Genomic DNA, 2,519 nt, shown 5'->3' with positions numbered 1-2,519 from the left:
GCCCGTCGATGATCTGTTCGGCGATGGCCGGCACCTGCGGTGCAGGCGCCACCTGGCCGAAGGCCGAGGGCGCTTCGCCTGGCAGGGCAGCAGTACTGATCGGCTGTTCGGGCGCAGCCAGGCCTGCCTGGTCCTCGCTGCCTTGCGGTACGCGAGGCGGGTTGGCGGTGAACAGAGTCTCGCCGCTGCGGCTTTCGATGCGGTCGATCAGGTACGGGGTGATCTTGTAGCCGCCATTGGCAAAGGTGCTCCAGCCGGTGGCGATCTCCATCGGCGTGAGGGTGGCGGTACCCAGGGCCAGCGACAGGTTGCGCGGCAGGTCCTGCTTGTTGAAGCCGAACTTGGCGATGTAGTCGATGGTGCGGTCAACGCCCATGGCCTGCAGCAGGCGGATCGATACCAGGTTACGCGACTTGTACAGCGCTTCGCGCATGCGGATCGGGCCGAGGAAGGTGTTGGTGTCGTTCTTCGGCCGCCACACTTTATCCACGGACTCGTCGACGAACACGATCGGCGCATCGTTGACCAGGCTGGACGCGGTGTAGCCGCTGTCCAGGGCCGCGCTGTAGATGAATGGCTTGAAACTCGAACCTGGCTGGCGCTTGGCCTGCATGGCACGGTTGTAGTTGCTTTGCTCGAACGAGAAGCCGCCCACCAGTGCCCGGATGGCGCCATTGTAAGGGTCCAGGGTAACCAGGGCGCTTTGTGCACCTGGCACCTGGCTGAATTTGAGCTTGCCATCCTCAAGGCGTTGCAGGCGCACCAGGTCACCGACCTGAGCCACGTCGGCCGGCGACTGCGGTGCGCGGCCCATGGAGTTGGTATTGATGAACGGGCGCGCCCATTTCATGGTGTCCCAGGCGACCTCGGCTTCCTGGCCGTCACGGGTCAAAACCCGGAGGCCGGTTTTTTCTACCTGGGTGACGATGGCCGGCTCCAGGCCGCCAAGGGTGCGCTGCTTGCCCAGTTCCTGCAGCCAGGCTGCCTGGGTGCGGCCCGGGAAGCGTGCTTCGGGGCCGCGATAGCCGTGGCGCTCATCGTAGTCGGAGAGGCCGCCGAGGATGGCCTTGTTAGCCATTTCCTGCATGTCGCTGGGCACTGTGGTGGTGACGCGGAAGCCTTCGGTGTAGGCCTCGCTGCCGTAGCGGCCGACCATTTCGGCGCGGGCCATTTCTGCAATGTAAGGCGCGTTCACTTCCGGGGTCGGCACGTGGTAACTGGCGTTCAGCGGTTCGGCCAGTGCGGCCTGGTAGCTGGCCTGGTCGATCTTGCCCAGCTTGTACATGCGGCCGAGGATCCAGTCGCGGCGCTCCTTGGCGCGCGCCGGGTTGGCCAGCGGGTTGAAACGCGACGGTGCCTTGGGCAGGCCGGCGATCATCGCCATCTGCGCCAGGCTCACGTCGCGGATCGACTTGCCGTAGTACACCTGCGCGGCGGCATCGATGCCGTAGGCGCGGTTGCCCAGGTAGATCTTGTTCACATACAGCTCAAGGATCTCGTCCTTGGTCAGTTCGCGCTCGATCTGCAGGGCCAGCAGAATTTCGTTGGTCTTGCGCGAGAAGCTGCGTTCGCTGGTCAGGAAGAAGTTCTTGGCCACCTGCATGGTGATGGTGCTGCCGCCGGTCTGGATGTGCCCAGTCTTTACCAGCTGGGTCGCGGCGCGCATCAGGCTGCTGGGGTCTACGCCATAGTGGTTGAGGAAATTGTCGTCCTCGGCTGACAGCAGTGCCTGAATGAATTGTGGGGGGATTTCCGCGAAGCGGATCGGCGAGCGGCGCATTTCGCCAAATTCGGCGATCAGTTTGCCATCGCTGCTGTACACCCTGAGGGGGATCTGCAACTGGATGCTTCTGAGGGACTCGACCGAGGGCAGGCTGGGGCTAAGATACAGAAACGCACCGCTCACACCGAGTACGAGCGCGCAGATGACTGCGACGGAAGACCACCAGAAGAACTTCAGCAGACGTATCAAGGCTTTTCGGTGTCCAGGTTGGGAGTGGATTGCACGCAGGTCCAGCGGACCAGAAAACGCTGGGCATTATAAGCATTTTTTCGCCTCTCCGGGTTACCGGCCAGGCTGCCCGTCGCCTCGATGGGCAGCCTCGGCCCAGTGTTGCCGCGGGGTCGCACCGCACAGCAAGGAGGCCGCAGTGCTAGGACGCTTTGGCAAGGATGCCGGTTCACTCGTGGGGTTGGAAATTGCCTCCGACGCCGTTCGGATACTGCAAGTGCAGCAGCGCAACCGGCGCTGGCGGGTAGTGGGTTCGGCACAAGAGCCGCTCCATTCGCCGCTTGGCGATGATTGGCGGGGCGAGTCCGGGCTGGTGGTCGCTGCATTGCAGCGTGCCTACCGGCGCAGCGGTGTCAGGCAGCGCCGGGTAGCGCTGGCGCTGTCCGCCAACCAGGTCATCTGCAAGCTGTGTCATCTGCCCGGGGAGCGGGATGGGGCAGAGATGGAGGTGCAGCTGCTGGCCGACGCTGAACGGCTGTTTCCGTTTCCGCTGGAAGACCTGGCCCTG

The 2,519-nt window shown here is 63.9% G+C and carries 2 protein-coding genes; one reads left to right on the top strand and one right to left on the bottom strand.

Going from position 1 to position 2,519, the window contains the following annotated elements:
• Positions 1–1,969: penicillin-binding protein 1A (locus HP547_RS28300; protein ID WP_372243011.1), on the bottom strand; the 1,969-nt coding region annotated here is incomplete at its 3' end.
• 181 nt (positions 1,970–2,150) lie between these two features.
• Between HP547_RS28300 and pilM the strand changes: the two genes are divergently transcribed.
• Positions 2,151–2,519, top strand: a 369-nt coding sequence (gene pilM / locus HP547_RS29785) for a pilus assembly protein PilM (protein WP_172288787.1), incomplete at its 3' end; no start/stop codon positions are given.

This window comes from Pseudomonas sp. CM27 (genome assembly GCF_013179515.1).
Lineage (GTDB): Bacteria > Pseudomonadota > Gammaproteobacteria > Pseudomonadales > Pseudomonadaceae > Aquipseudomonas.
The sequence above is the reverse complement of the archived record's forward strand: the minus strand, read 5'-3'. Positions and strand labels throughout refer to the sequence as shown.